General features: G+C 68.4%; 21 protein-coding genes, 1 tRNA gene and 2 pseudogenes. 6 read left to right on the top strand and 18 right to left on the bottom strand.

Features of this window, described 5'->3' with window-relative positions; genetic code table 11:
* Window positions 1-11: 11 nt before the first annotated feature.
* The 6 genes from A5695_RS13150 to fabG all read right to left on the bottom strand — a co-directional run bounded on the left by A5695_RS13150 (window position 12) and on the right by fabG (window position 5548).
* Window positions 12-374, bottom strand: coding sequence for a hypothetical protein (locus tag A5695_RS13150; RefSeq protein WP_068082227.1), 363 nt, complete (start codon window positions 372-374; stop codon window positions 12-14).
* Between the two features lie 69 nt (window positions 375-443).
* Window positions 444-1136 (bottom strand): GntR family transcriptional regulator, encoded by a 693-nt coding sequence (locus tag A5695_RS13145; RefSeq protein ID WP_068082223.1) that lies wholly within the window; start codon window positions 1134-1136, stop codon window positions 444-446.
* A gap of 2 nt (window positions 1137-1138) precedes the next feature.
* Complete coding sequence (locus tag A5695_RS13140) at window positions 1139-2332, bottom strand: acyl-CoA dehydrogenase family protein (protein ID WP_068082219.1); 1194 nt, start codon at window positions 2330-2332, stop codon at window positions 1139-1141.
* On the bottom strand, window positions 2329-3531 hold the full coding sequence (locus A5695_RS13135) for a CoA transferase (RefSeq protein ID WP_068082216.1): 1203 nt from the start codon (window positions 3529-3531) through the stop codon (window positions 2329-2331). Before A5695_RS13135 ends, A5695_RS13140 begins: the two co-directional genes overlap by 4 nt.
* Window positions 3528-4754, bottom strand: a complete 1227-nt coding sequence (locus A5695_RS13130; RefSeq protein WP_068082213.1) for an acetyl-CoA C-acetyltransferase — start codon at window positions 4752-4754, stop codon at window positions 3528-3530. Before A5695_RS13130 ends, A5695_RS13135 begins: the two co-directional genes overlap by 4 nt.
* A complete protein-coding gene (gene fabG / locus A5695_RS13125) occupies window positions 4751-5548 on the bottom strand; it encodes a 3-oxoacyl-ACP reductase FabG (RefSeq protein WP_082946052.1) in 798 nt (265 codons plus the stop codon). Before fabG ends, A5695_RS13130 begins: the two co-directional genes overlap by 4 nt.
* Window positions 5549-5654: 106 nt before the next feature.
* On the opposite strand from fabG, the gene A5695_RS13120 reads away from it, so the two are divergent.
* Window positions 5655-6833: an acyl-CoA dehydrogenase family protein gene (locus tag A5695_RS13120; protein WP_068082209.1), complete on the top strand. Its 1179-nt coding sequence runs from the start codon at window positions 5655-5657 to the stop codon at window positions 6831-6833.
* Between the two features lie 166 nt (window positions 6834-6999).
* Window positions 7000-7426, top strand: a pseudogene (locus A5695_RS13115) (pyridoxamine 5'-phosphate oxidase family protein).
* Between the two features lie 77 nt (window positions 7427-7503).
* Here A5695_RS13115 and A5695_RS13110 read toward each other — a convergent pair.
* Window positions 7504-9240, bottom strand: a complete 1737-nt coding sequence (locus tag A5695_RS13110) for an ABC transporter ATP-binding protein (RefSeq protein WP_068082272.1) — start codon at window positions 9238-9240, stop codon at window positions 7504-7506.
* The gene (locus A5695_RS13105; RefSeq protein WP_068082207.1) at window positions 9237-11825 is read right to left on the bottom strand and encodes an ABC transporter ATP-binding protein/permease; all 2589 of its coding nucleotides are present in this window, start codon (window positions 11823-11825) and stop codon (window positions 9237-9239) included. The genes A5695_RS13110 and A5695_RS13105 overlap by 4 nt, the downstream gene beginning before the upstream one ends.
* Before the next feature lie 156 nt (window positions 11826-11981).
* On the opposite strand from A5695_RS13105, the gene A5695_RS13100 reads away from it, so the two are divergent.
* Window positions 11982-12407 (top strand): thiol-disulfide oxidoreductase DCC family protein, encoded by a 426-nt coding sequence (locus A5695_RS13100; RefSeq protein ID WP_068082204.1) that lies wholly within the window; start codon window positions 11982-11984, stop codon window positions 12405-12407.
* Here the strand turns inward: A5695_RS13100 and A5695_RS30265 are convergent.
* Together A5695_RS30265 and A5695_RS13090 are read right to left on the bottom strand one after the other, a co-directional pair.
* A pseudogene (locus A5695_RS30265) lies at window positions 12404-12761 on the bottom strand (hypothetical protein). The gene A5695_RS13100 and the pseudogene A5695_RS30265 sit on opposite strands and share 4 nt — an antisense overlap.
* Before the next feature lie 43 nt (window positions 12762-12804).
* Window positions 12805-12891: transfer RNA gene (locus tag A5695_RS13090), tRNA-Leu, on the bottom strand.
* Between the two features lie 97 nt (window positions 12892-12988).
* On the opposite strand from A5695_RS13090, the gene A5695_RS13085 reads away from it, so the two are divergent.
* Both A5695_RS13085 and A5695_RS13080 read left to right on the top strand, forming a co-directional pair.
* The gene (locus tag A5695_RS13085; protein WP_068082201.1) at window positions 12989-13369 is read left to right on the top strand and encodes a hypothetical protein; all 381 of its coding nucleotides are present in this window, start codon (window positions 12989-12991) and stop codon (window positions 13367-13369) included.
* The gene (locus A5695_RS13080) at window positions 13366-13716 is read left to right on the top strand and encodes a DUF3817 domain-containing protein (RefSeq protein ID WP_068082198.1); all 351 of its coding nucleotides are present in this window, start codon (window positions 13366-13368) and stop codon (window positions 13714-13716) included. Before A5695_RS13085 ends, A5695_RS13080 begins: the two co-directional genes overlap by 4 nt.
* 69 nt (window positions 13717-13785) lie before the next feature.
* Here A5695_RS13080 and rdgB read toward each other — a convergent pair whose 3' ends face one another.
* From rdgB to clpS, 8 genes are all read right to left on the bottom strand, one after another.
* A complete protein-coding gene (gene rdgB, locus A5695_RS13075) occupies window positions 13786-14403 on the bottom strand; it encodes an RdgB/HAM1 family non-canonical purine NTP pyrophosphatase (protein WP_068082195.1) in 618 nt (205 codons plus the stop codon).
* A 22-nt stretch (window positions 14404-14425) separates the two neighbouring features.
* On the bottom strand, window positions 14426-15205 hold the full coding sequence (rph, locus tag A5695_RS13070) for a ribonuclease PH (RefSeq protein WP_068082192.1): 780 nt from the start codon (window positions 15203-15205) through the stop codon (window positions 14426-14428).
* A 24-nt stretch (window positions 15206-15229) separates the two neighbouring features.
* Window positions 15230-16012 (bottom strand): cyclic nucleotide-degrading phosphodiesterase, encoded by a 783-nt coding sequence (locus A5695_RS13065; RefSeq protein ID WP_068082189.1) that lies wholly within the window; start codon window positions 16010-16012, stop codon window positions 15230-15232.
* Between the two features lie 70 nt (window positions 16013-16082).
* Window positions 16083-16898 (bottom strand): glutamate racemase, encoded by an 816-nt coding sequence (gene murI / locus A5695_RS13060; protein ID WP_068082186.1) that lies wholly within the window; start codon window positions 16896-16898, stop codon window positions 16083-16085.
* Window positions 16895-17575, bottom strand: coding sequence for a rhomboid family intramembrane serine protease (locus A5695_RS13055; RefSeq protein ID WP_082946051.1), 681 nt, complete (start codon window positions 17573-17575; stop codon window positions 16895-16897). Before A5695_RS13055 ends, murI begins: the two co-directional genes overlap by 4 nt.
* A 36-nt stretch (window positions 17576-17611) precedes the next feature.
* Complete coding sequence (locus A5695_RS13050) at window positions 17612-18658, bottom strand: P1 family peptidase (protein ID WP_068082266.1); 1047 nt, start codon at window positions 18656-18658, stop codon at window positions 17612-17614.
* Window positions 18659-18675: 17 nt separating this feature from the next.
* Window positions 18676-19257 carry a DUF2017 domain-containing protein gene (locus A5695_RS13045; RefSeq protein WP_068082184.1) on the bottom strand — a complete coding sequence of 194 codons (582 nt, stop codon included), beginning with the start codon at window positions 19255-19257 and terminating at the stop codon, window positions 18676-18678.
* 25 nt (window positions 19258-19282) lie between these two features.
* Window positions 19283-19588 (bottom strand): ATP-dependent Clp protease adapter ClpS, encoded by a 306-nt coding sequence (clpS, locus tag A5695_RS13040; RefSeq protein WP_068082175.1) that lies wholly within the window; start codon window positions 19586-19588, stop codon window positions 19283-19285.
* 67 nt (window positions 19589-19655) lie between these two features.
* Between clpS and A5695_RS13035 the strand changes: the two genes are divergently transcribed.
* Window positions 19656-20969, top strand: a complete 1314-nt coding sequence (locus A5695_RS13035; RefSeq protein ID WP_068082173.1) for a nicotinate phosphoribosyltransferase — start codon at window positions 19656-19658, stop codon at window positions 20967-20969.
* Window positions 20970-20986: the final 17 nt, after the last annotated feature.

Genomic DNA, 20986 nt, shown 5'->3' with positions numbered 1-20986 from the left:
ACGGATCCGCCCTAAGAGACCCGCGTCCAGGGCTGACAGTTCTGCGACTCGAAAGCCTTGACCGCGGTGTTGATGTTCGCATACATCGGGCCGATCGAGGTGTTCGTCTGAAGCACATGCTCCTTGTTCGCGTCGGGCGTGCTGTAGGTGAACCACGAGCACATCGAGTCCTGGGTGGGCACGTTGTTGATCCAGACTCCGAAGGCCGATCCCGAGCCGCCCGTGTGGTAGAGGCCCGGTGCGATGTCGGGGCCCACGACAAAGACACCGTTGCCGGGGATCGGGTCGAGTGTGTCGGCGACGGCCGGCGGTGCAAGAGCTATCGCGACCACGGCTACACCGAATATGGCCGACGTGCGGATCGTTCGGGGCACTGTTCCTCGCTATATGTCGTTGCCCCCTCCCAGGGGAGAATATGCGCAGGCATGCGCGGGAAACAACAGTTAGGCCGGGGCGGGCCCGCTCCTGTCGACGACCACGCCACGCGCGGTGAGATGGTCGATCAGGGGGACCGCGCCCGCTGCGAGATGCTGTGACATCGACGCGCGGGCGAGCACCTCGTCGCGCTTCTTCAGCGCGGAGAGGATCCGGCGATGGTCCCTCATCGACTGTTCCGGCCAGCCCTCGATGGCGGGAAACACCGATTCCGGTGCGTAGCGGGTGATCTGGGACATCAGCTGAGCCAGCTTTGGCGAGTCGGCGGCGAGGTTGATGGCCCGGTGGAATTGATGGTTGAGCCGCACCGTCCGCTCGTCGTCCTCACCCGCGTAGGCGTCTTCGAGCTCCGCCTGGATCTGTTTGAGTTCGCGCAGTTGGTCGTCGGTGATGTTGATCGCGGCCCGGGCGGCGAGTTCGCCGCCGACGTGGGCCTGCACGTTCGCGACGTCGTTGACGTCGCGCCCGGTCACCGGCAACACCATGAAACCCCGCCGGGGCCGTTGGTCGATCAAGCCCTCGGCGCGAAGGGCGAACAGCGCTTCGCGCACCGGCGTGACGCTGATGCCCAGCTCGGCGGCGAGTTGATCTAGGCGGACGTAGGACCCCGCGACGTAGGTGCCATCGAAGATCCGCTGGCGGATCAAGCGCGCGACATCGTCCGAGAGTTGGGGCCGTGCGGCGAAATCCGGAACCGGCATGGCTACAGCTGGTACTCGGCAAGCAGCCGCTTGCTGATGATGTTCTTCTGAATTTCGCTGGTGCCCTCGCCGATCAGCAGGAACGGCGCATCCCGCATCAGCCGCTCGATCTCGTATTCCTTGGAATAGCCGTAGCCGCCATGGATCCGGAAGCTCTGCTGCGTTACCTCGGTGCAATATTCGCTGCACAGGTATTTAGCCATCCCGGCGGCGACGTCGTTGCGCTCCCCCGAATCCTTCAGCCGCGCGGCGTTGACCATCATCAGGTGCGCCGCTTCGACTTTGGTAGCCATCTCGGCCAGCTGGAATGCGATGGCCTGATGCTCGGCGATGGGCTTACCGAAGGTGTGGCGCTGTTGTGCGTAGCGGACCGCGAGCTCGAAGGCGCGAATGCCGACACCGCAGGCCCGGGCCGACACGTTGACCCGGCCGACCTCGATGCCGTCCATCATCTGGAAGAAGCCCTGCCCGGTGGTGCCGCCGAGGACGTCGTCGGCGTTGGCCCGGTAGCCGTCGAAGATCAGCTCGGTGGTGTCGATGCCCTTGTAGCCCAGCTTGTCGATCTTGCCGGGTATCACCAGGCCTGGCACGACTTCGCCGAATCCCGTTGGCTTTTCGACGAGGAAGGCAGTGAGGTTGCGGTGTGGCTTGTCCGCGCCTTCGTCGGTGCGAACCAGCACCGCGACCAGGGTCGAACTGCCGCCATTGGTCAGCCACATCTTCTGACCGTTGATCGTGTAGCTTCCGTCCGCGTCGCGCCGAGCCCGGGTTCGGATCGCGGCGACGTCAGAGCCCAGCTCCGGCTCCGACATCGAGAACGCGCCGCGGGTCTCACCGGTCGCCATGCGTGGCAGGAACCGCTGCTTTTGCGCGTCGGTCCCGTGCTGGCGCACCATGTAGGCCACGATGAAGTGGGTGTTGAGCACCCCCGACACGCTCATCCAGCCGCGCGCCAACTCCTCAACGCACAGGGCGTAGGTCAGCAGCGACTCCCCAAGCCCGCCGTATTCCTCGGGAATCATCAGCCCGAACAGGCCCATATCCCGCATCTGATCGACGATGTGCTGCGGGTAGGCGTCGTCGTGCTCGAGCTGCGACGCGGTGGGAATGACCTCTTTCTCGACGAATTGCCGGACCGTGGCGACGATTTCGGTCTGGAACTCGGTCAGGCCGAGGGTTTGGGCGAGTCTCGTCATGCGTTGTCCGTCCCTATCGTTTGGGCGCTCGTCAGGCGTGCGATGTCCGCGGTGGTCAAGCCCAGGCGCTCGGTGAGCAGCTCGGCGGTGTCCTGGCCAAGCGCGGGGGCCGGCGCGCTCGGCGGATGCGTGCCGTCGAACGCGGCCGGCAGGCCGGGGGCGAAATAGTCCCCGACGCCCGGTTGGTGCAGCCGGGAAAACAGCGGGTTGGCGGTCACCATGGCATCGGCGGCGGCCTCGGCGAAGGTGCGGTACCGCTCGAACAGCACCGTGGTCGCCGACAGCGCGGCGGTGACCTCGCCGGCCTTGTGATCGGCGAACCAGGTGGCGAACAGCCCGGACAGGGCGTCACGGTAGCGGTAGCGGTCGCCCTCCGAGCCGAAGTCCACGCCCAGCGCGTCCTCGAGCGCCGACACCGCCGCACCCGTGCCGGTCACGGCGACGAGGTCGCGAAAGTGCCTGCGCGTCAGGGTGACAACCATGAAGCCAACCCCGTCGCTGCTGGTGAAGTCCTGCCCGTACTGGCCGTAGATGGCGTTGCCGAGCCGCTGCCGCTGGGTGCCGTTGACCTGGGGTTCGGTCAGCAGCCCGAGGTTTCCCGCCGTGGCCAGCGCGACATCCTCCAGCGCGAGGCTGACGCGCGCGCCCACCCCGCTCTGCTCGCGGCGCCGGACGGCGGTGACCACGGCCAGCGCCGCGTACAGGCCGCAGCACACGTCCCAGGCCGGCAACACGTGGTTGATCGGGCCGGCGTGTTCGGCCGGACCTGTGACGAGCGGGTACCCGACACCCGCGTTGACGGTGTAATCCACCGCGGTGGACCCGTCGCCGCGGCCCAGCAGCTGGACGCTGATCACGTCGGAACGCTTGGCGGCCAACACGTCGTGCCCGAGCCAGGACAGCCCGGCGGCGTTGGTGACGACGATGCCGTCGCCCTCGACGATCAGCCGCTGGACCAGCTCGTGGCCCTCGGCCGAGCGCAGATCGATGGTGGCCGAACGCTTTCCCTTGTTCAGGCCGGTCCAATAGATCGACGTGCCGCCGGCGGCCAGCGGCCATCGCTGGACGTCGGAGGCACCGCCGATCGGGTCGACCCGGATCACCTGCGCGCCAAGCTGTCCCAGCGTCATTCCGCACAGCGGCGCGGCGACGAAACTGGACACCTCGACGACGGTGAGGCCGCTCAACGGAGCGGTCACGACGCGGCGACCCGCTCGAAGATCGCGGCCAGCCCCTGCCCGCCGCCGATGCACATGGTCTCCAGCCCGTAGCGCGCCTGGCGGCGGCCCAGTTCGCGCGCCAGCGTCGCCAGCATCCGGCCGCCGGTCGCGCCGACGGGATGGCCCAGCGAGATTCCCGACCCGTGCACGTTCGTCCGCTCGTGGTCGGCGGCGCCGAAATTCCATTCGCGCATCACCGCAAGGGCCTGCGCGGCAAAGGCTTCGTTGAGCTCGATGACGTCGATGTCGGACAACCGCAGACCGGCCTTGGCCAGGGCGGCTTCGGTGGCCGGAACCGGGCCGATGCCCATGACGTTGGGCGCCACCCCGGCCGACCCCCACGACACCAAGCGGACCAACGGCGTCAGCCCGCATTCGGCCGCCTTCGCTGGGGTGGTCACCACGCACATCGATGCCGCGTCGTTCTGGCCGCTGGAGTTGCCGGCCGTCACGGTCGCCTCCGGATCCTCGCCCAGCAGAACGGGTTTGAGCTTACTCAACGATTCCACCGAGGTGTCGGCGCGCGGATGCTCGTCGGTGTCGACCAATTCCTCACCCTGTCGGGTGCGGACCGCGACCGCGATGATCTCCTCGGCCAGGATGCCGTCCTTCTGCGCTGCCACCGCGCGCTGGTGCGATCGCACCGCGAGCTCGTCCTGTTCCAGCCGCGGAATGCTGTACTGGCGCCGCAAGTTCTCCGCGGTCTCGAGCATCCCGCCCGGCACCGGATAGTGCTTGCCACCGGCGGTGGTGCGGCCACGCGCCAGCCCGTCGTGTACCCGGACACCGGTTCGCGCGCCGCCCCAACGCATGTCGGTGGAATAGAACGCGACGTTGCTCATGCTTTCGCAGCCGCCGGCGACGACGAGATCGTGATCGCCGTTGCCAACTTGCATGCACGCCTGAATCACCGCCTGCAGGCCCGACCCGCATCGGCGATCGACCTGCATCCCGGGGACGGTGACCGGCAGCCCGGCATCCAGCGCCACCACCCGACCGATCGCCGGCGCCTCACTGCTCGGGTAGCAGTGGCCGAGGATGACGTCCTGCACCGCGTCGGGCGAGATTCCGGTTCGTTCGAGGAGACCCTTCAGCGCGGCCACGCCCAGGTCGACGGCGGTCAGCGACTTGAACACCCCGCCGTAGCGGCCGATGGGGGTGCGCACGGGTTCACAGATGACTGTCTCGCGCATCGCGCTCATAGGTGCCGACCTCCGGTGATCTCCATGACGGTCCCGGTCATGTACGAGGACAGGTCGGACGCCAGGAAGAGCGCCACGCTGGCGACCTCGCTGGGTTCGCCGGCCCGACCCATCGGCACCTCGGCAACCTTGGAATCCCATATGTGCTGCGGCATGGCCTCGGTCATCGCGGAGCGGATCAAACCGGGTGCGATCGCGTTCACCCGGACGCCCAGGTAGGCCAACTCTTTGGCGGCCGCCTTGGTCATGCCGACGATGCCGGCCTTGGCCGCCGAATAGTTGGTTTGGCCGACCATGCCGACCTTCCCCGACACCGAGGACATGTTGATGATGACGCCCCGCTTGTTTTCCCGCATGACGGCGGCGGCCAACCGGGTCCCGTTCCACGTTCCCTTCAGATGCACGGCGATGACCTGATCGAACTGCTCCTCGGTCATCTTGCGCATCGTCGCGTCCCGAGTGATCCCGGCGTTGTTGACCATGATGTCCAGGCCGCCGAAACGCTCCACGGCGGTCTGAATCAGGGTCTCGACGTCGGCTGCCTGCGTGACATTGCATCGCACCGCGACCGCGACATCGTCGCCCCCCAGCTGCTTCGCCACCACCTGGGTTTCTTCGAGATTGACGTCGCCCAGCACAACTCGCGCGCCCTCGGCGACAAAGCGTTCCGCGATGGCCAGACCCAGTCCCTGCGCACCGCCGGTGATCACCGCGGTCTGACCTGTCAGCATCGACACCTGATTCCCGCCTCCCTGTGCTTTCGTCCCGGGGACGCCCCGGCAATCGAATATCATATTTCATATAGGATCTGCTCCGGTGCCGGGTTCCCACCCGGGCCGTTGAACCGGCCGGCCGCTCGCGGCCGAACGACCGCCACTGCCAACGATGGAGCGTCCGCCTATGACCACCGCCGAACAACCCGAGGTCTCCGACGACGATTTCCAGGACATCCTGGCCCAGACCCGACACTTCGTTCGTACGGCCGTGGTCCCGCGCGAACAGGAGATCCTCACCGAGGATCGGGTACCCGATGACCTGCGTGACCAGGCCAAGAAAATGGGCTTGTTCGGATACGCGGTTCCGCAACAGTGGGGCGGCCTCGGGCTGAACCTGATGCAAGATGTCGAGCTGGCGATGGAGATGGGTTACACGTCGCTGGCATTGCGCTCGATGTTCGGCACCAACAACGGCATCGCGGGCCAGGTCCTGGTCGGCTTCGGCACGGACGAGCAGAAGGCCCGCTGGCTGGAATCGATGGCGTCCGGCGACGTCGTCGCCTCGTTCGCGTTGACCGAGCCGGGCGCCGGATCGAATCCGGCCGGACTGCGGACCAAAGCCGTCCGCGACCAAGGCGATTGGGTGATCTCCGGGCAGAAGCGGTTCATCACCAACGCGCCCGTCGCGGACCTGTTCGTGGTCTTCGCGCGCTCCCGGCCGGCCGACGACGAGGGGCCCGGAATCGCGGTATTCCTCGTCCCCGGTGACGCGCCGGGCGTCGAAGTCGGCACCAAGGACGCCAAAATGGGCCAGGAAGGCGCGTGGACCGCCGACGTCAGCTTCAACGACGTCCGGGTCGAGGGCGGCGCACTGATCGGCGGCAGCGAAGACATCGGCTATCGAGCCGCGATGACCTCGCTGGCCCGAGGCCGGGTCCACATCGCCGCCCTCGCGGTTGGCGCCGCGCAACGCGCACTCGACGAGTCCGTCTCCTATGCCGCCACCGCGACGCAGGGCGGCACGCCGATCGGACAGTTCCAGTTGGTTCAGGCGATGATCGCCGACCAGCAGACCGGGGTGCTCGCCGGACGCGCGCTGGTGCGTGAGGCCGCGCGGCTCTGGGTATCCGGCGAGGACCGCAGGGTCGCGCCCTCGGCGGCGAAGCTGTTCTGCACCGAAATGGCCGGCAACGTGGCCGATCTCGCGGTCCAGGTGCATGGCGGCAGCGGTTACATGCGTGGGGTCCCCGTCGAGCGCATCTACCGCGACGTGCGGCTGTTGCGGCTCTACGAGGGCACCAGCGAGATTCAGCGGTTGATCATCGGATCCAACCTCGTGAAAGCGGCGCAGCGTACGGTCTGAACGAGACCGTTCCCCTGGTCGAAGAAACCAACCAGCGGATCGTCGCCTCGGTCGTGGACACCCTCTGACTTCGAGGCGCTTTGCCGGGCCGTCGATGCGGGCGTCGCCACGCTCGGGCGATCGCGCCGAGGGGAATAGATGGCCGGGTTCGGGGATTGCAGGCCACATGAAGCACTTCACCGAAAGCGAACGAGGAATTTCTTGCCGCCACGCACGTCGCGGTGCTGTCCGTCGACGCCGATGACGGTCGGCCACCGGCCAGCGTCCCGATTTGGTACGCCTACACGCCCGGCGGCAACGTGCAGATCATGACAGGGGCATCGAGCCGCAAGGCGCGGCTGATCGAGCGAGCCGGCAAGGTGACGCTGGTGGTTCAGCGCGAGGAGCTGCCGTATCAGTACGTGGTGGTCGAGGGCACGATCGTCGACACCACCAATCCGGCGCCGGCCGACGTAGCGTTGGCCACCGCGATCCGTTACCTCGGCGAGGAGGGGGGCCGCACCTTCGTGCAAAGCATGGAGGGCGTCGAAGAGCTGCTGTTCACCATCCGCCCCGACCGGTGGTTGACGGCGGACTTCACCGACGGCCTGTAGAGGTCTCAGCCGACCAGTTCCAGCGTTTCCAGCTCACGGATCGGTTGACTGCCGCGGCCGAGCACAACTGCCGGAAATTAGTCGGCGAGAATGCGCCATTCGGCGGCCTCATGCTGCTGCCGCCAGAACTCGTCGAAACGTGCACCCGCCGCGAGCAATTCGCCGACCGTCCCGTCCTCGATCACCCGACCGTCGTCCAGAAACAGGACGCGGTCCGCGTGACTGATGCTGGCCAACCGGTGCGCCACGATCACCTGAGTGCGCGGCCGCGGATCGAGTGTCAGCGCGTCGACCACCGCGGCCTCGTTCTCGGTGTCCAAAGCGCTGGTCGCCTCGTCGACCAGCAGTATCGGCGACGGCTTGAGCAGCGCCCGCGCGATGCTGACCCGTTGGCGCTCGCCCCCGGACAGCGCCGAGCCGGCTTCGCCGACGATCGTGTCCGCGCCGTCGGGTAAGCGGCCGATGAGTTCGTCGACGCGGGCAAGGGCCACGGCCCGCTTGAACTGGTCATCGCCGGCGCCGGGATCCCCGGCGGACACGTTGTCACGAATCGACCCGTGAAACAGGTAGGGGTGCTGGAACACGACGCTGCTCGCCGCCCGGCGGGCCTCGGCGTCCAGCGTCGCGGCATCGATGCCGTCGATCAGGACCCGGCCGCGGGTCGGTTCGTACAGTCCGGCGATCAGCGCCAGGATGGTGCTCTTGCCCGATCCGGACGGTCCGACAATCGCCGTCGTGCTCCCTGGCGCCAGGGCGAAGTTCACCCCGTCGAGCACCGGCGCGGTTGCACCGTCATACCGGAACTCGACGTCGTCGAACTCGATGCGGGGCGCCGCCGAGGTGACGGGCAGCGTGGCGGCACCGGAGTTCATCAGTGGCGCCGTAAGCACGCAACGGATGCGATCGAGCGTGGCGCGGGTGCTCTCCAAAGCCGGCGCCAATTCACTGATCGTGGTGAACGGTTCGAGGTAGCGCACGATCACGACGATCAGGGCGATGGCCTGGGGCACCGACAGGCTCTTGTCCACCGTCAGCGCCGCGGTCGCGCCCGCCAGCAGGATGAGCGAGAGCTGGCTGGCCAGGCTGAACAGCAGCTGGCCGGGAACCTGCATGGACAGCAAGCGCATGGTCGCCCCGTGTTGCGCGGCGAGCGCATCGCCGACCAGGCTGCGCGCCGGTTCGACCCTTCGTGCGGCCCGCAGCGCCTGCTGGGTACGGGCGAATTCGATGATCCGCTCGGTGAGCGCGCCGTTGGCTTCGTCGGCCGCGGCGTCGGCCCGCCGCGTCAGTCGGGCCGAGGCCCACAGCGCACCCAGGAGCAGCGGCACGCCGCCGAGCGCGGCCGCGCCGAGCTGCCACGAGATCGGGAGGAGGGCGACCGCGATGGCCGCGGGCAGCAGGATGGCGGAGGTCAGCGGCGTCAGCAGGTTGACGACGAGGCCGACCAGTTCCGGTCCGGTTGCGGCGATCGCCTGGCGCGCCGTCGCGGTCTGCTCGGCGGTGAACCAGTCGAGCCGCACTCCGGGCAGCCGGTCCGCCACGTCGTGCTGGCTGTGGTCGAGGACGGCGAACCCGAGGTCGAAGCCGATGCGCGCGGTCGCCGTGTCGATCACCCATCCGACGACGGTGGCGGCCGTGAGCCAGCCGAGCCAGCCCAGCGCGCGGTGCGGATCGCCGAACAGGGCGCCCACCAACGGCACCAGCAGGACAGTGGCCGCCGCCCGCACCACCACGGAGAGCAACGCGAGCACAACGTAGGCGATGACCTTGGCTCGGCGATCCGCGGGCACCAGCCCTAACCAGGTGCGAATCATCGCGTCCCCTCCCGCACCGTGGTGGCGGTGATCCGGTCCCGCCGGCCGCCCTCCCACAGCCGCCGGTATCGGCCGTCGCTGGCCAGCAACTCGTCATGCGTGCCGCATTCGGCGATCCGGCCGTGGTCGAGCACGACTATCTGGTCTGCTCCGGTGATCGTGTGCAAGCGGTGGGCGATCACCAGGACGGTGCGATCCCGGGTCAGCCGACTAAGCGCTTGCTGCACAAGATATTCGGATTCGGGGTCGGCGAACGCGGTGGCCTCGTCGAGGATCAGGACCGGGGTGTCCGCCAGCATTGCGCGGGCGATGGTGAGCCGCTGCCGTTCGCCGCCCGACAACCCCGTTCCCGCGCCCAGCACGGTGTCGTAACCGTCCGGCAATCGCGTGATGCGGTCGTGGATCTGGGCCTGGCGCGCCGCCTCCTGGATCTGCGTCGCGGTGGCATCCGGGACGGCCAGCGCGATGTTCTCCGCGACGGTGCCGTGCACCAGCTGCGTCTCCTGCAAGACGAAGCCGACCTTCGCGTAGAGCTCGTCGGCGGTCATCGATCGGATGTCGCGCCCCGCAACACGGATCGCGCCCTGCTCGACGTCGTGGAACCGGGCCAGCAGCGCGGCCAGCGTGGACTTGCCGGACCCGGACGGGCCGACGAGGGCGGTGACCGTGCCGTGCCGCAGCCTCAGCGACACGTCGCTAATCACCGGTACGCCCGGGCGATAGCCGAAGCTGACGCCGTCGAACACCACCGTGTCCGACGAGTCCTGAGGTGCGCCTTGCGGTTGCACGGCCAGTTCGGGTTCGTCGAGCGTGTTCTGCAGGCGCCGGGCGGCCAGCATGCCGGCGCTGATGCCGCCCACGCCGTACGCGATCCCCAGCAGGCGCGCGCCGAAGGTGGTGCCCAGCAATAGGAATGGCAGGAGATTGGCCGGATCCATCCGGCCCGTGACGGTGAGCAGGGTCCCCGTGAGCATGATGAGCCACAAGAAGGTCGAGGGTCGGGTGACCAGATCCATCAACGTCTTCTTACCGGCCAGCGGCCGCTGCCAGGAGACGAGGAATTCGACGTATTCGTCGAGCCGTCGGCGGAAGCTGGAGGCGGCCGCACCGCCGAAGACGCGGATCACCGGCTGGCCCTCCAGGTACGCGCCGGCTTCGCCGGTCATCTTTTCGGCCCAGCGCTGCGATTGCGGGATGCGCGGGCCCGACTGAATGGTCAGTGACGACGTCAACACCAAATAGACCAGAACGGGCAGGAACAGCACGAGCGCCACTCGCCAGTCGACGACGAACAGGTAGAACAGCACCGCCACCGGGGCGATGATCGCCGCGACCGCGTCGGGGATGGCGTGGGTGACCAGATAGTGCAGCGACAGCGTGTCGTCTTGCAACAGTTGCTTGATCGAGCCCGATCCCCGCGCGGTGAACCAGCCCAGCGGCAAGCGGGATAGCTTGCGCAACAACCGCGACCGTAGGTCGGCGGCGAACCGCGCGTCGACGACGTGCAGCCACAACGTGAGCGCCGCGCCCAAGACGGTGCCCATTCCCAGTAATGCAACCGCCGCGATCCCGACGTCCCAGAGCCGGGACGCGGGCGCCCCGGCCACCAGCAGGCGGGACAGCTCGACCAGCAGCACGAACGGCGCCAGCTGGACCACCGTGATCACGGCCTGTAGCACGCCGGAAAGGATTAGGGCCGAGCGCAGCGGCGCAAGCAACCGGCCGGCGGCCTGGGCGCGCCAACTGCCGCGTGCAGCGGGGGCGGTCGCCTGGTCGGGCGGTTGCGGTGACGAAATTATTTCCTGCGCAATGTCATTCGTGGCGTCTGGCTCGTCGTCGCCGCGGCGGGTGCCCATCGCCCGACCGGCGCTCCAGTAGGCCTGGGCGTGTATCTCGGACTTGGGGAAGCCGAACTCGTCACGCAGCCGCGTGCGGACGTGCTTGAGCACGGTTGCCTCGGGTGTGGCCCACGCGTACCAGTTGGACCAGTCGCGGTTGTCGATGGCCGCGGCAAGGGATTTCTCGTCGCGGCGGGCCACCCAATGCACTCGCAGGCGGGGGTGCGGCGCGATCGGGATCAGGGCGTCGTGGTCGTCGTGTTGCTCGAGATACATCTCGATCGGCACGTCGTCGGGAACGACCCCGATGATCCCGTTCATGCCGGGGATCGACGCCGAGTCACCGATCAGCAGGTAGCCGGCCGGCTGCTCATCGGGCACGTCGAACCGCGACGAGCCCATCAGCGCCATGACGGCGATCGTCGCGCCAGGTTCCACGGTGCGTGCCCACTTCGACGCCGGGCCGGCGGGTTCGTGCAACACGATGTCGACCGCGAAACGGCCACTGGGGACGTGGGCCTCGGAGATGGTGTAGGCGCGCTGGAACTCGGTGTTGGATCCGTCCGGATCGGGAAACCAGAACCGCAGCCAGGCGGCGGGTTCGGCATCCACGTCCTCGAACAGCGTCGGTGATGTCATCCGCACCCGCACGAAATGCGGTGCGATGTGCACGGTTTCGAGCACCGTCGCGACGTGGTCGCGAGCACCGAAGCTTCGCAGCATCACACCGGAGAATCCGCGTGCCATCAACGGTCCTTTCTCGCGTCGCTCACCTGCGCGACGACCTCAGCGAACGGACGGGCGGGCGGACCCCTCGCCGAATACGCTACCGCCCACAAACTAAGGGTTGCCTTACCAAAGGTCAAACCCAGGTTATCGACGGTCGATGGGTAGCCTGGGTGTGTGAGCGGCGAATCGGTTCCGCCGGTGTTGCTCTACGACGGCGTCTGCGGCGTCTGTAATGCGGCGGTGCGGACGATACTTCGGTTCGATCCCCACGGCACGCTGCGCTTCGCGGCCCTCGACAGCGACTTCGCCCTGCAGGTCTTTGCCCGGCACCCGGCGGTCAAAGACGTGGACTCGGTGGTGTTCGTCGACGAGCCCGAGCAGCCCGGAGAACGCGTCGCCGTCCGATCCGCGGCGGCCCTGCGGGTGGTGGATTATCTTGGTGGGCCCTGGAAGGTGCTTACGGCGGCCCGCGTCATCCCCGCTCACCTGCGCGACTGGCTCTACGACCGGATCGCCGGCGTCCGCTACCGCATCTTCGGCAAGTACGACACGTGTCCGCTACCGCCGCCGGAGGTTCGTGCTCGCTTCTTGGATGCCTAGTAGTCGGCGTCGAGTGCCAGGTCCGCCTCGGACTCATTTCGCTTCAGCTCGGCCAGCTTGCGGTCCTCGGCCGCGAATTCGCGGTGGTAAGCGGCCGACTCGCGGTGCACGTTTACGTGCGACACGTTTTGTTCGACGGCCCAGTCTTGCTACCCGTGCCACCCGTTCGTGCCAAAAGGCCGATTCCTCGAAGCTGCGAGCGGCCGAGAGCCCGGCGAGCGCCGCGCGATTGCGCGCCGCCGCGGCCCGGCGTTCTGCTCGCTCGACATCTTTATCGGTAAGTGCTTCTTTATCGGTAAGTGCTTCGTCGTTTCCGGCGGCCATGGTGTCTCCCTCGTGTCCCGTGCATTGCACGTACCCCGCATCGAGGGTTTAACGCCTGGCGAAGGCGAACCAATGGTGCGGGCGGAGGGACTCGAACCCCCACGCTCTCTCGAGCACCGGCACCTAAAGCCGGGGTGTCTGCCAATTCCACCACGCCCGCAGCCTGCCGATCGTACCGCTCGGTCCACGGACCGACCCGCCGGTGGCGCGCCTCGACGAATTCGTCGGACCCAAATCGCGAGCGGTACCGTCAAGGGGTGTCCACTACGCATCGTCGCAGGCCGGCGCTGATCGCCCTGGTGATCGTCGCTGCCTGCGGTTGCCTGGCTCTGGGCTGGTGGCAGTGGACCAGGTTCCAGTCCGTCTCGGGCACGTTCCAAAACCTCGGCTACGCGCTGCAGTGGCCGCTGTTCGCCTGGTTCTGCGTCTACGCCTACCGCAAGTACGTGCGCTACGAAGAGCTGCCGCCCGAGCCGCGACACGACTCGGCGCTCACCGAAATACCCGCGGGCCTGCTGCCGGAGCGGCCCAGACCGATGCAGCCCCCGACCGACGACCCCGCGCTTGCGGAGTACAACGCCTACCTGGCCGAGCTGGCCAAACACGACACCGAGAAACAGAACAGGACCACCGCATGACCACACCCGAGACGCCCGGGGCGCCCGCATCGGCCTTCCCCGTCGAGAAGATCCGCACCGCGTTGCTCGGCTACCGGATCATGGCGTGGGCGACAGGCCTCTGGCTGATCGCGCTGTGCTACGAGATCGTCTCGCATATCGCCTTCCACCACGAGATCCGTTGGATCGAGGTGGTCCACGGCTGGGTCTACTTCATCTACGTCCTGGCTGCGTTCAATCTGGCGATCAAGGTGCGGTGGCCGATTGCCAAGACGATCGGTGTGTTGCTTGCCGGGACCATCCCACTGGTCGGCATCATCGTCGAGCACTTCCAGACCAGGGACGTAAAGGCCCGCTTCGGAATCTAGGGCTCGAGTGTGCGGCTGGCCTCACACTCGGCGCGACGAGCGTGCGGCTGGCTTCACACTCGGCGGGCCCTAGGCCAGGTCGCGCAGCGCCGGCACCAGCAGTGCCAGCGCGCGACCGCGATGCGAGACCACGTCCTTCTCCTCGGGGCTGAGCTCCGCCGCGGTGCGGTCCGAGCCATCGGGAAGAAAGACCGGGTCATAGCCGAAACCGCCGTCGCCCCGCGGTTCTCGCGCGATCGTTCCGGTCCACTCGCCACGGACGACGACCTCGCCGGACGGCCCCGCCAGGGCACAGGCGGACACGAACGCCGCGTGGCGGCGGTCGTCGGGCACGTCACGCAGCTGCGCCAGCAGCAGCGCGGTGTTGGCGGCGTCGTCGCCGTGGTTGCCCGACCAGCGCGCCGAGAGCACGCCGGGCATACCGTTCAACGCGGCCACCTCCAGACCGGAGTCGTCGGCAACCGAGGCCAGGCCCGTCGCGGCGAACGCATCGCGTGCCTTGGCCAACGCGTTGTCCTCAAAGGTGGCGCCCGTCTCGGGCGCCTCGTCGAACGCGGGCACGTCGTCCAAAGACACCACCGTCAGCCCCGTCAGGCCCGCCACGTCGAGCACCCGGCGCAGCTCCCCCAGCTTCTTGGGGTTGCGGCTGGCGACCAGGAGCTTGCTACGAGCGCCACTCGTCCTCATCGTTCCCATCGTCGCCGACGCGTCAGCTGCCGAACGCCTTCGGCTGCGGGGAGCCATCGGGCAGCTCGCCCGGGTACGGCAGGGCCAGCGCCTCACGCTGGGCGGCGAACAACTTGTCGCAGCCGGCCAGCGCCACGTCGAGCATTTTGTCCAGCGTCGAACGCGGGAAGGTCGCTCCCTCGCCGGTCCCCTGCACCTCCACGAGAGTCCCGGTGTCGGTTGCGACGACGTTCATGTCGACCTCAGCCCGCGCGTCTTCCTCGTAGGGCAGGTCCACCCGAATTCGCCCGTCGACCACCCCGACGCTGACCGCCGCGATGGCGCACGACAGCGGCCGGGGGTCGGACAGCTTGCCGGCCGCGGCCAGGTAGGTCACAGCATCGGAGAGCGCGACGAAGGCGCCCGTGATGGCGGCGGTGCGGGTGCCGCCGTCGGCCTGTAGCACGTCGCAGTCGACGGCTATTGTGTTCTCCCCCAACGCCGCCAGGTCGATGCAGGCCCGCAGCGAGCGGCCCACCAGCCGGCTGATCTCCTGGGTGCGCCCGGACAGCCGACCCTTCACAGCCTCCCGGTCGGAGCGCGTGTGGGTGGCCGAGGGCAGCATCGCGTACTCCGCGGTCAGCCACCCCAGTCCCGACCCCTTGCGCCAGCGCGGCACGCCCTCGGTGACGCTGGCGGTGCACATGACCTTGGTGTGGCCGAATTCGATCAGCACCGACCCCGCCGGGTGGTCGGTGAACCCGCGGGTGATGGCTACGGGGCGAAGCTCGTCGTCGAGGCGGCCGTCTTCTCGTCTGGTCACGACGCCAACCCTAACGCGGGGCGCTCAAACCCTTTCAGAGCGGCGGATGTCGAACGTTTCTCCGCACACCACCGCATGCACGGGACCATCGAACTCGGCCTTGGCCTCGCTGATCACGTCCTCACGCGAGGTCCACGGCGGGATGTGGGTGAGCAGCAGCTCGCGGACGCCGGCTTGCGCGGCGGCCCGGCCGGCCTCGGTGCCCGACAGGTGCAGAGCGGGTGGCCGGTCCGGCGAGTGTGTCCATGAGGCTTCGCAGAGGAAGACGTCGGCGTCGCGGGCGAGCTCGACCAGCTGATCACACATACCGGTGTCGCCGCTGTAAACGAACGAGGCACCGGACGAATCGGTGATCCTCATGCCGTAGGACTCCGTCGGGTGGGCCACCACCCGCGGCGTCACCGTGAGCGATCCGAAGGTCACGGGTTGGCCGTCGACCCAGTGCCGCACGTCGAAAATGTCTGAGCAGTCGTCGATCTCGCCGCCATACGGCGACGACGCGGCGCCCAACCGGGACCAGGTGTCACCCGGGCCGTACAACAACGCCTTGCCGCCGGGGCGCGAGGGGTGATACCGGCGCCACACGAACAGGCCGGGCAGATCGAGGCAGTGGTCGGCGTGCAAATGCGACAACAGCACGTGCACGGAGGCCGGGTCGGCGAAGCGCTGCAGCGCGCCTAATACGCCGCCGCCGAAGTCGATGACCAACGGCGGAGTGTCCGGTGCCCGGAGCAGATATCCCGACGCAGGCGAATCCGGCCCCACCACGCTGCCCGAGCAGCCGAGCACGGTTATTCGCACGGACACTACTGTGCCATGCCCGATGGGGCCGTGACGAAAACATTGCCGCATTCATGTGATGAGAATCTCGCCGCCACTACTCGCTCCGCACGTGATGGACGGGTTGCACACCGGTGACCGCGGGCCCCAGGAATCGGGCCGCCAACTTGGTGAATGCCTCGGGGTCGCCGGTGGCTTCGAAGACCCGGGTCGCGGGCGGCGCGTCATGCGGACGCAGCAGGTCGCGCTCGGTGAGCACCCGCAGCACCTCCTTCGCGGTTTCCTCGGCGCTGGACACCAGCGTCACGTGCTCGCCCATCGCCAGCTGAATCAACCCGGACAGCAGCGGGTAGTGCGTGCACCCGAGCACCAAGGTGTCGACCTGGGCGCGCTGCAGCGGCTCCAGATAGCCCTCGGCCAGCCCGAGCACCTGACGACCGCTGGTCACGCCGCGCTCGACGAAGTCGACGAAGCGTGGGCAGGCCACCGCGGTGATCTCGGTGTCGCGGGCGGCGGCGAACGCGTCCTGGTAGGCGTGCGAGTTGATGGTCGCCCGCGTGCCGATCACGCCGATGCGACCGTTGCGCGTCGTGGCGACCGCGCGGCGCACCGCCGGCAGGATCACCTCGACGACCGGCACGTCGTAACGCTCGCGGGCGTCCCGCAGGCAGGCCGCCGACGCGGTGTTGCAGGCGATCACCAAAGCCTTGACGCCGCGGCCCACCAGGTCGTCGCCGATGGCCAGCGCATGCGCGCGGACCTCGGGGATGGTGAGTGGACCGTACGGCCCGTGGCCGGTGTCGCCGACGTAGACGATGTCCTCGTCGGGCAGCTGGTCGATGATGGCCCGCGCCACGGTCAGTCCCCCGACGCCGGAATCGAAGACCCCGACGGGCGCCAACGGCGAGCTCATGTCTTGGGGCGCGGCGTCAGGGCGCCGGCTTTTCTCTTCGCGCGGGCCTTGCGTTCCGGCGCGGACAACCAATACGCCGCGACGACACCGGCGATCGCGCCGCAGAGGTGGCCCTGCCATGACACGCCGCCACACCGGCCCAGTACCGGCATGGCACCCAGCAGCACGCCGCCGTATGCGAACAACACCACCAACCCGATCGCGATGTCGGCGAACCTGCGCACGAAGATCCCGAACACGAGCAGGAAGGCCAGCCAGCCGAAGATCAGGCCGGAGGCCCCGATGTGGTCGGTCGGCCCACAGGAGCTGCCCACGTTGCCGATCAGCCAGGTGCCGAAACCGCCGAGGATCCACACGATCGCCGTGGCCCAGACGAACCGGCTCAGCCCGGCCAGCGTCATCAGAAAACCGAGCACCAAGAGCGGGATCGTGTTGGCCATCAGATGCTGCCAGTTGGCATGCAGGACCGGGGCGAAGACGATCCCCCACAGCCCGTTGACCTCGAGCGGCCTGATCCCGTTTTCGTCCAGCGAATGCCGCGTCAGCTGATCGATGAGCTCGATGAGGTAGAGCAGCGCGACGAAGGTGAGGATCGTGGCCCCGCCCACCATCCACGTGGGCCGCTTCGCCTGGCCCACGGGTGCGCCCGGGCGTCCCTTCGGGGTCGTCTTACCCATAGCTGCAGGTTACCGGCGCCAAGCGCGGCGAACTTCTCATCGGGCGAACGCGTCCGGCAACAGGCCGCGGTAGGTCGGTATCCCCGCCACCGAATCCGCGGCGAACACACCGACCAGCACCGCCCGCGCCACGCAGTCGGCCGCCGCGGCACCCACCTCCGCGGCGAGCCGCATCTCCGGCGAGAACGACGCGGGCGCGTCGGCCGCGGGCGGCGGCACCTCGACCGCCCCGGTCGCCAGCGCGAACACCGTGTCGCCGTCGTACGGGGTATGCGCCGGGCGGATGGCGCGGGCCAGTCCGTCCTGGGCGGCGACGGCGATGCGGCGGCATGCGGCCGGGCTGAGCGCCGCGTCGGTGGCCACCACACCGATGACGGTGTTGAGCGGGTTCTCCAGCGGGCTCGCCGCGGTGGCCAACTGCGCGAAGGCGTCGGCCTGCTCCGCCGGCGGTGGCCGCAGCCCGAACTCCTCGATCAGGTCCGCCATCCACGGCAGGCCGGTGGCCCGGTCGGCGACGTCGCCGGCCGAATTCACCACGACGACCGCACCGACGGTCACCCCGCACGGCAGCGCCGTCGAGGCCGTGCCGACGCCGCCCTTGAGCACTCCGGCGCGCGCGCCGACGCCGGCGCCGACGCTGCCGACGGCCGGCGCGCCCTCGCCCTCGGCGGCCGCTTCACAGGCCAGGTAGCCGAACTCCGCGGTCGGACGACAGCCCCAGCCGCCGACCGGCAGATCGAAGATCACCGCGCCCGGGACGATCGGCACCACCCCGCCGTCCATCGCCACGCCGCGGTCCCGTTCCTCCAGCCAGCGCATGATGCCGTCGGCGGCCGCCAGACCGTAGGCGCTGCCTCCGGCGAGCAACACCGCGTCGACGTACCGCACGGTGTTGGCGGGATCGAGCAGGTCGGTCTCCCGCGTACCGGGCGCACCGCCGCGGCAATCCACCGCGCCGACGGTCCCCGGCGGCGTCAGCACGACGGTGACACCGGACGCCCATCCCGCGCCCATGGTCGCGTCTGGGTCGAGCCGTTGGTGGTGCCCGAGGCGGATGCCCCCGACATCGGTGATGGAGTCCATCCGGCGGCCCTCGTGGCTCATCGGGGCCCCATGAGCACCAAAACGAGGTATTCCTGTAGGACGGTCAGCCACTGGTAAACGTCGAAGTGCACGGCCAGGGGGTGGTCGGCGGGCAGGCGCTCCGGGCCGTCCGGGCCCACCTCGAGCATGACCCCCAGCGTCAGCCGGATGTCGTTGACCGCGGCGACCCAGGCATTCGCGTCCTGTTCGCTCAGATCGAACCGGCCGCCGCCCTCGGGAACGGTGTCCAGCAACCGCTGCGCGGCAAGGCGTTTGGCGTCGATGATGTCGGGCTCGTGCAGGCTGCGCAGGGCGGCGTTGAGGCTATCCGTGACATCGGGACCCGAGGGGTCATCGTGGTCCGGATGGAAGAAATCGGGCAGCAGCCGCCGCAGGGTCGGATCCCTCGGCGGCTCGCTATTTCCCGCCTTGATGCCGGTGATCTCCTCGAGTTCGTCTGCGGGAGTGGCAGATTCACGCTCATCGAGCAAGCCGACCATGGCGGTCGACAGGTTCTTCAGCAGCGCGGCCTCGTGAGCCGCGAGCGCCGACCGGAAACGGGGACCGTCCCCGGTCTCGACGCGCTTCCATTTGCGCACAGGTAATCGCCGAGGCCCTCGAGAATTACCGGTCCTGCTGCAGGGTCGCCCACAAACCGGCGGCATGCAGCTTGGACACGTCGACTTCCATGGACTCCCGGCTGCCGGCCGACACCACCGCCCTGCCTTCGTTGTGCACCTGCAACATCAGCTTGGTGGCGTGCGGCTCGCTATAACCGAACAACTTCTGGAACACGTACGTCACGTAGGTCATCAGGTTGACCGGGTCATCCCACACGATCGTGACCCACGGACTCGCCGTGACGTCTACCGGAGCGGACTCGCGTTGTCCTGTAGAGCCCGGCTTAGTGGGCGCTGACATTACAACCATGGCTTACACGATACCGAGGATGAGATGAGGTTTCCGAGCCCCCGACGGCAGCCGATACCGTTATGGAATGAATGACCCGGTCGTAACTGGGCTGCTTACCGACAAATACGAGTTGACGATGCTGGCGGCGGCGCTGCGAGACGGCACCGCCGAGCGCACGACGACCTTCGAACTGTTCGCACGCCGGCTGCCCGAGGGCCGCCGTTACGGCGTGGTGTGCGGCACCGGGCGGCTGCTCGAGGCGTTGCCGCAATTCGGCTTCGGCGACGAGGCGTGCCAGTTGCTGGGCGAATTCCTCGATCCAGATACGTTGCGCTACTTGCGCGATTTCCGGTTCGGGGGCGACATCGACGGCTACGCCGAGGGTGAGCTGTACTTTCCCGGTTCGCCCGTGCTGTCGGTGACCGGCACCTTCGCCGAGTGTGTTGTGCTCGAGACGCTGGCGCTGTCGATCTTCAATCACGACACCGCGGTCGCGTCGGCGGCGGCGCGGATGGTGAGCGCGGCCAGGGACCGCCCACTGATCGAGATGGGATCGCGGCGAACCCACGAGCACGCCGCGGTCGCCGCGGCGCGCGCCGCGTATATCGCCGGCTTCGCCGCGTCTTCCAACCTCGAGGCCTGGCGCCGATATGGCATCCCCGCGGAGGGCACCTCCGCGCACGCGTTCACGATGCTGCACGCGAGCGCCGAGCCCGCCGAAGTTACCGAACTGGCCGCATTCCGCGCTCAGGTCGACGCGCTGGGCGCCGGGACCACGCTGCTGGTGGACACCTACGACGTGACGGCCGGCGTGGCCAACGCCGTGGCCGCCGCCGGGGAGGCGCTCGGGGCGGTCCGCATCGACTCCGGCGAGCTGGGCGTGCTGACCCGCCAGGTCCGCGATCAGCTGGACCGGCTGGGCGCCACCCGGACCCGCATCGTGGTGTCCGGCGATCTCGACGAGTTCTCCATCGCCGCCTTGGGCACCGAACCGGTGGACACCTACGGCGTTGGCACGTCGCTCGTGACGGGTTCTGGCGCACCCACGGCGAACATGGTCTACAAACTGGTCGAAGTGGATGGCCTACCCGTGCAGAAGCGCAGCAGCCACAAGGAATCCCGGGGCGGCCGCAAGGAGGCGCTGCGCCTGATGCGCTCGTCCGGCACCGTCACCGAGGAGGTGGTGTATCCGGCGGGCCACCCGCCCACGATCACCGAACCGTCTCGCGCTTTGACCGTCCCGCTGGTGCGCGGCGGCGACTTGGTGTCCAAACCCAATGTCACCGCGGCGCGCGAGCTGGTAGCTTCCGGGCTACGCAGTCTGCCGTGGGAGGGTTTAAACCTGTCGCAGGGCGAACCCGCGATCCCGACGACGCAGATCCCCGCCGCCCGCCCATAGCACCGCAAGCAAAGAGG

The organism is Mycobacterium sp. E1747, from assembly GCF_001667775.1.
Lineage (GTDB): Bacteria > Actinomycetota > Actinomycetes > Mycobacteriales > Mycobacteriaceae > Mycobacterium.
This window is presented reverse-complemented; position numbering and strand designations above follow the sequence as displayed.

Excerpts from the sequence above, each read along its gene's own strand:
- A5695_RS13145 (WP_068082223.1), bottom strand. The coding sequence starts at position 1,136 with ATGCCGGTTCCGGATTTCGCCGCACGGCCCCAACTCTCGGACGATGTC.
- A5695_RS13140 (WP_068082219.1), bottom strand. The coding sequence starts at position 2,332 with ATGACGAGACTCGCCCAAACCCTCGGCCTGACCGAGTTCCAGACCGAA.
- A5695_RS13130 (WP_068082213.1), bottom strand. The coding sequence starts at position 4,754 with ATGAGCGCGATGCGCGAGACAGTCATCTGTGAACCCGTGCGCACCCCC.
- fabG (WP_082946052.1), bottom strand. The coding sequence starts at position 5,548 with ATGATATTCGATTGCCGGGGCGTCCCCGGGACGAAAGCACAGGGAGGC.
- A5695_RS13120 (WP_068082209.1), top strand. The coding sequence starts at position 5,655 with ATGACCACCGCCGAACAACCCGAGGTCTCCGACGACGATTTCCAGGAC.
- A5695_RS13110 (WP_068082272.1), bottom strand. The coding sequence starts at position 9,240 with ATGATTCGCACCTGGTTAGGGCTGGTGCCCGCGGATCGCCGAGCCAAG.
- A5695_RS13105 (WP_068082207.1), bottom strand. The coding sequence starts at position 11,825 with ATGGCACGCGGATTCTCCGGTGTGATGCTGCGAAGCTTCGGTGCTCGC.
- A5695_RS13080 (WP_068082198.1), top strand. The coding sequence starts at position 13,366 with ATGACCACACCCGAGACGCCCGGGGCGCCCGCATCGGCCTTCCCCGTC.
- rdgB (WP_068082195.1), bottom strand. The coding sequence starts at position 14,403 with ATGAGGACGAGTGGCGCTCGTAGCAAGCTCCTGGTCGCCAGCCGCAAC.
- murI (WP_068082186.1), bottom strand. The coding sequence starts at position 16,898 with ATGAGCTCGCCGTTGGCGCCCGTCGGGGTCTTCGATTCCGGCGTCGGG.
- A5695_RS13055 (WP_082946051.1), bottom strand. The coding sequence starts at position 17,575 with ATGGGTAAGACGACCCCGAAGGGACGCCCGGGCGCACCCGTGGGCCAG.
- A5695_RS13050 (WP_068082266.1), bottom strand. The coding sequence starts at position 18,658 with ATGGACTCCATCACCGATGTCGGGGGCATCCGCCTCGGGCACCACCAA.
- clpS (WP_068082175.1), bottom strand. The coding sequence starts at position 19,588 with ATGGTTGTAATGTCAGCGCCCACTAAGCCGGGCTCTACAGGACAACGC.
- A5695_RS13035 (WP_068082173.1), top strand. The coding sequence starts at position 19,656 with ATGAATGACCCGGTCGTAACTGGGCTGCTTACCGACAAATACGAGTTG.